Raw genomic sequence first — 5754 nt, forward strand, 5'->3', positions numbered from 1 at the left:
TGCAGTTACGCTGGTCTAACCCCAGTAATTAGGCAAAGTGGTAGTCGTGTAAAAGGTCGACCTCGAATAAGTAAAATAGGGAATCAAAAACTTCGAAATTTATTATTTATGTGCAGTTTTAATGCTTGTAAATACAACAAGGCTTGTAGAGAAATTTATGAGCGAATAGTAGCAAAAGGTAAGAGTAAAAAATTAGCATTAATAGCGGTATGTAATACCCTCTTAAAACAAGCCTTTGCAACTGCGAAATCAGGATTGATATATGATAAAGAATATAGAAGTACTCTAGTGAGAAATTAATGCATTTTTACTTGTTTTTTACCACAGTACTTTGTTGTGCATTCGTATTTATTTCATATTCTTTATCCAATTTGAAATAATATTGCTGACAACTTCTCCACTTTCTTTATTAAGATGAACACCGTCTGTATAAGAACATTTTTCATTGTATGATGACATATCCAAATAACCATTAGATGCTTCAATAGCAGGTTTAATTAATGAGTTGAAATTAATCTCTATTTCATTTTCGATTGTTGATAATTCAGGATGAATAGGTAAACGGACAATAAATACTCTGCCATTTTTTTTTAGAGTATTTATTGTTTTTATTAAGTATTTTAATCTAATAGATGAAAATTGGTACTGTGTTACCTTTTTCTTATAACTTTCTAATGTAAAGGATGTCTTTCTTTCAATGTTCGTATTATTGGATATAAATATTTCTAGCCAGCCGTCATTATGCAATAAAAATGGTGATTTATTTATTAGAATATTATAATACTTACTTTCAAAATAATTAATGAGATATTTATAATTAGGGTTGTCAGTTACATTTGTAACATTTTTTAAAAAAGAATAGGTTTCACGAAAATGTAATGAATCATTTGGGTTTTTAGTTTTAGAAGATATACTCCAAATATCAACGGTTATTATATTTATAGTGTTTTTATTTAAGGTGTCTAATTTGTTTTTAATACTGCCTAAATATGTTTTGCCATATGGGCTTACACCTATTGTAAATGAATAATTATAAAAACTTTTATTTAAAACATCTTCAAAGTATTTTGGTTGTAAACCTTGGGCAGATTTTGATGTCCCAAGGATGAAATTTGACTGTTTAGGCGAAGATATTTTTAAATAAAATGGATCAGATTGACCATCTGCTAGATGCAAAATAAATGCTATAGTTATTAAAACGAATACCATTAAGATTGAGACATGTAAAATAAAATTCTTCATTTTAAAATTGAAAATAAATAAAGCCTTGTTCTTGTTGGCCAAATAGAAATATTGTTATGGCAATAAAATAAAAAAGAACCCATTGAAAGAACTTATTATTTTTTTGGTTAAATTCTAAAGCATATTTTTTATTTCTACCGAACCATTCTATAATTGTTAAAATAACAATAAATACTATGGTTATCACTATATTATCTAATCCTATGCCAAATGCATATGGAATTGAAAACAATGATTTTGAAAATATTGTAGATAAATATGTCCAAGCGTGTCCAATATTCTCTGCTCTAAAAAATATCCAAGCAAAAACAGTTAAACTAAATGTAATGCCAATTTGAAAAAACTCTTTAAACGATGGCAGATATTTTCCTTGTGCAACAGTATCTGTATTAGCCCTATTTTTATCAAGTAAAAGTAACGGCAGGAAATACAACGCATTCAAAGCACCCCAAACTATAAAAGTCCAATTTGCACCGTGCCAAAATCCACTAACAATAAATATTGTAAATGTATTTCTAACTTTCATCCAAGTTCCACCACGACTGCCACCTAATGGAATATATAAATAATCTCGAAACCAAGTTGACAAGGAAATATGCCAACGTCTCCAAAATTCGGCAATATCTCTTGAAAAATATGGGAATGCAAAGTTCTGTTTTAAATTAAACCCAAATAGTCTTGAAGTTCCAATTGCTATATCAGAATATCCAGAGAAATCACCATAAATTTGAAATGTGAAGAATATAGCTCCTAAAACTAATGTGCTGCCAGAATAGTCTGCTGAATTATTAAATATTTCATTTGCTATTTGTGCTGAGTTACCTGCAATTACTATTTTCTTAAATAACCCCCATAAAATTTGTCTTAATCCGTCAATTGCCTTATTATAATTAAAAGCCCTTTTCTTATAAAATTGTGGTAATAAATTAGTTGCTCGTTCAATAGGTCCAGCAACCAATTGAGGAAAGAAACTTACAAAAGCAGAAAAGGCAATAAAATCACTCGTTGGTTCAAGTTTCCTTTTGTAAATATCAATCGTATAACTCAATGTTTGGAATGTGTAAAAACTTATTCCAACAGGTAAAATAATATTTAATCCTTGCGAATTTATTGATGTTCCAAAAAATGAGAAAGCCGTAACAAAATTGTCAAGGAAGAAGTTGTAATATTTAAAAAAGCCTAAAAACCCAAGGTTTACCAAAATACTTGTCCAAAGTAAAAATTTTCTTTTGGATATATTACTTTCTGTTCTTAGTTTTTTACCAACTAAGTAATCAATAATTGTACTGAATAATATTAGTGATAAAAATCGCCAATCCCACCAACTGTAAAATATGTAACTCGAAACAACTATTAATAAGTTTTGAAGTTTTAAATTCTTATTCGCAACAAACCAATATATTATAAATACTAATGGTAGGAATATTGCAAAATCTATTGAGTTAAAAAGCATTTATTATTTTCTCCTTTTAATGTTTGCAATTTCGTTTCTTTATATGATGCACAAGGTTTTTGTGTAAGGTTAGTTGCGTGTTTAAGCCACTAATTTAGCAAATAAATCACAGATAGAATATTCCGCAGGAATGTTCGTAAGTCGGCAGTGACCTAGCAATTGGCTAAACACGGTGTGTGTGCCTTGAATGGTAAATATAGTTCTTTTACAAGACTGTCCCAACGGGTGCAAGTCCCTTATGGGCAGGGGTAACGCCTTGAACCCTTAGTAAGCTGCAAAAGTGGTAATGGTGAGATTACATCTGAAGAAGGCAGGACTACACATTCTGGTACTGAGCCTAAGGCTACGCTCAGGACAGGCCAAGCAGGAACCTTATATGAGGCTATTAGGTTGGATAAGCAAGCACATCGTTGTAAAGTGCAAAACACGTAAAGTGATAACCGAAATAGTAGATAAGGCAGGGATCACAAGAAAGAAGACGCTCTTACTCCGATAAAAATCGGGGTAGGCTCTGGGGAGGTCTCTACAACTAAGAGTTGGTTAGGTAGAGAAGTCAGCCCCGAAGCCTCGGGATCATAGTACCCACTAGAAACGAGTTGCCATTAGAAAGGCATAGGTCTCATAAGTGGGGAAGGACTGAAGGCAGTCCTTCTGGAAATTATTCAGGGAGCATTAATTTTCGTTACTGGGCAACCCCCAGAAAATGTGTAGCCCTTTAAAAAAGTACAGAATAGTTTCGATTGGTGTAAAGAGCGATTGCGAACCGCCGTATACGTGACCCGTAAGTACGGTGGTGTGAGGGGTGCACTCCGTCATCTGATGGCGGAGCCATCTACTCGATTAGCCAACGTATTTACTTTATGTGAATGTTTATCCAATTCAATATTTCTTTTAATGCAATTGGTGATATTGTTTGTTCAATTGTACCGTATTCACTTATAGAACCTGTTTCACATTCTTGGAACAAGTGATTTAAGTCTTCAAGTTCTTTTACTTTTACACTTGTATTTTCAGTTTTTCTAAAATTATCTTTAATTATCTCTAAATTTTCTTTCGATGGAACTTGTATATCCTTACTTCCATTTATGGCAAGCACTGGGCAGTTTACTTTCGACAAATAAACAGCAGGGTCAAGTCTTATGAAATTAATCATCCAGGGAGAAGATAATTGGTTTATTAGTGCAATTTTTTGTTTTTCTGGTAACGCTTGACCATATTTTGATGTAAAGTATTTTGATAATGTATCTGAAACTAATTCATTCTCAATACTCTCGTTTAATATTATTTCGTAAGCACCTGCAAATATTTGCTGATTGCTCTCTACTAATTGCCTATTTATTCCCATCTGTGTTTCAATTTTATATTTTTGAAGTAAAAGCAGTTTATCTCCACGAAGAGCTGAGCCTGCCATTAAAACTATAAAATCAATATCTTCATTCTCTGATGCAATAATTGGTGCTATAATGCCACCCTCACTATGTCCAATTAGTCCTATTTTATCTTTGTTTATTTCTTTTCGTTTTTGAAGATATTCTATAGCATATTCAACATCTTTTGCAAAATCAAATGTTGTTGCTTCCTTAAAATCGCCTGAAGATTTTCCAGTTCCTCTGTCATCAAACCTTAATACTGCTATTCCATTTTTAGTTAAGAAATCAGACAAAACAAGAAATGGTTTATGTCCTAATAATTCTTCATCCCTGTTTTGTGGACCACTTCCACTTATTAATATAACCACAGGGAAAACACCATCTTTTTTAGGCAATGTTAATGTTCCTGCCAAACTTACTCCTGCTTTTTTATTTTCAAAAGTTATGTCTTCTGAATAATAAGAATATGGCTTTATTGGTTCTTGTGGTCTTACAAGTTTTTCTTTTTCTATGATTTCTTTTGATAGATTCATAGGAAACGATTGTCCTCCTTGTTTGAAGGTACCAACAATAATATCGTCTTTCCTTAATGTTCCTTCATATTCTATTTTTGCATTGGCAATTGTGATTTTCAAGATTGAGTTTTCAAAACTAGTGGTTGTTGTAGGGATTCCTTTTGCTCCTTGGTCTGGGCTGTCCATAGTAGAACTCACAACATTGTCGGTTTTAGTAACATTAAATACAAGTCTTAATTGTGTTCCTTGCACTTTTAATGCACCATTCCATTGTCCTGTAATGTCTTGACCATACATTGACAATGTTGACAATATTGTCAATAAAATGAGTGTTATTTTCTTCATAGTGATTTAGTATAATTGAACGATTAAAAATTTAGATAGAACTTCTGCAAGTAGAAGAGATATGACAAATAGAATAATGGGGGTTTTCCCTTTTGCGTTTGAAGCCACTTTAAAACCATTAAATAATAAGGAGATATACCATACTAAAAAGAGGATTGTAATAATCCCAAATACAATTATTATAAACAAATTTGAAGATGAAATTTGGCTAATTAATTCTGGGTTAGCAAATTGAATAACATCTTCACTAGCTTTTTTAATTACACCATTAATATTAAAAAATGGCAGTATATAAAAAGGAGCTCGAGCAACTAAGGCTGTATTAAGTATATCTATTAGTCGTGTTTTTTTATTTATATATTTAGTCGAGATGTATAAAAATAATACCAAACAAAAAATATTAATTAGGTTATCTAGTAGAGCTTGATAAGAAAAAGTATTAGGTACAATGTGAATATCTATGATTCCATCGAATCTAATATTGAAGACGTAAGCAAAAAAAGACCCAAGAAGTGTAAAGAAGACACCTATTAAAAGAAGTGTTTTTTCTGAATATTTTTCAAAAGGCTTAAATAATAATATTTTCATAATCTATATTTTTTGTAAGAGGCTAATTCTTTCAATAATATCATCAAGTTTATTTCTAACCGTTGGATAACTTTTTTCTATTTTAATTGCCATTTTTTTTAGACTGCCACTTGATAGAATAAATTCAAATATAAAATCTTGGTCTTCACTTGAAAGTTGAAGTAAAATAGGAAGTGAATAATTGCCAGAGATAACAGTTTCACAACTAGAGCAAGATAATTGACTTACAACTAAGGGTTTT

Annotated in this window: 6 protein-coding genes; 1 reads left to right on the forward strand and 5 read right to left on the reverse strand. The window is 31.2% G+C overall.

The features are described from left to right. Positions 1-300 (forward strand): transposase (locus CXF67_RS03920; RefSeq protein WP_145990374.1); only part of this gene is annotated, 300 nt, incomplete at its 5' end. A 48-nt stretch (positions 301-348) separates the two neighbouring features. Here the strand turns inward: CXF67_RS03920 and CXF67_RS03925 are convergent. The 5 genes from CXF67_RS03925 to CXF67_RS03945 all read right to left on the reverse strand — a co-directional run. Then, complete coding sequence (locus tag CXF67_RS03925) at positions 349-1242, reverse strand: hypothetical protein (RefSeq protein ID WP_145990375.1); 894 nt, start codon at positions 1240-1242, stop codon at positions 349-351. Position 1243: 1 nt separating this feature from the next. Continuing rightward, entirely contained in the window at positions 1244-2695 is a 1452-nt protein-coding gene (locus tag CXF67_RS03930; protein ID WP_102087550.1) for an MBOAT family O-acyltransferase, read from the reverse strand. Positions 2696-3548: 853 nt separating this feature from the next. Further along, positions 3549-4925 carry an alpha/beta hydrolase family protein gene (locus tag CXF67_RS03935; protein ID WP_102087551.1) on the reverse strand — a complete coding sequence of 459 codons (1377 nt, stop codon included), beginning with the start codon at positions 4923-4925 and terminating at the stop codon, positions 3549-3551. A 6-nt stretch (positions 4926-4931) separates the two neighbouring features. Continuing rightward, the gene (locus tag CXF67_RS03940) at positions 4932-5513 is read right to left on the reverse strand and encodes a hypothetical protein (RefSeq protein WP_102087552.1); all 582 of its coding nucleotides are present in this window, start codon (positions 5511-5513) and stop codon (positions 4932-4934) included. 3 nt (positions 5514-5516) lie between these two features. Beyond that, a partial coding sequence (locus CXF67_RS03945) for a DUF2089 family protein (protein ID WP_102087553.1) occupies positions 5517-5754 on the reverse strand: 238 nt, incomplete at its 5' end.

The organism is Psychroflexus sp. MES1-P1E (assembly GCF_002836055.1).
Taxonomy (GTDB): Bacteria; Bacteroidota; Bacteroidia; order Flavobacteriales; family Flavobacteriaceae; genus Psychroflexus.

Bases quoted from the DNA above. Each gene is read 5' to 3' on its own strand.
- CXF67_RS03935 (WP_102087551.1), bottom strand. From the start codon at position 4,925: ATGAAGAAAATAACACTCATTTTATTGACAATATTGTCAACATTGTCA.
- CXF67_RS03940 (WP_102087552.1), bottom strand. From the start codon at position 5,513: ATGAAAATATTATTATTTAAGCCTTTTGAAAAATATTCAGAAAAAACA.
- CXF67_RS03925 (WP_145990375.1), bottom strand. From the start codon at position 1,242: ATGAAGAATTTTATTTTACATGTCTCAATCTTAATGGTATTCGTTTTA.
- CXF67_RS03930 (WP_102087550.1), bottom strand. From the start codon at position 2,695: ATGCTTTTTAACTCAATAGATTTTGCAATATTCCTACCATTAGTATTT.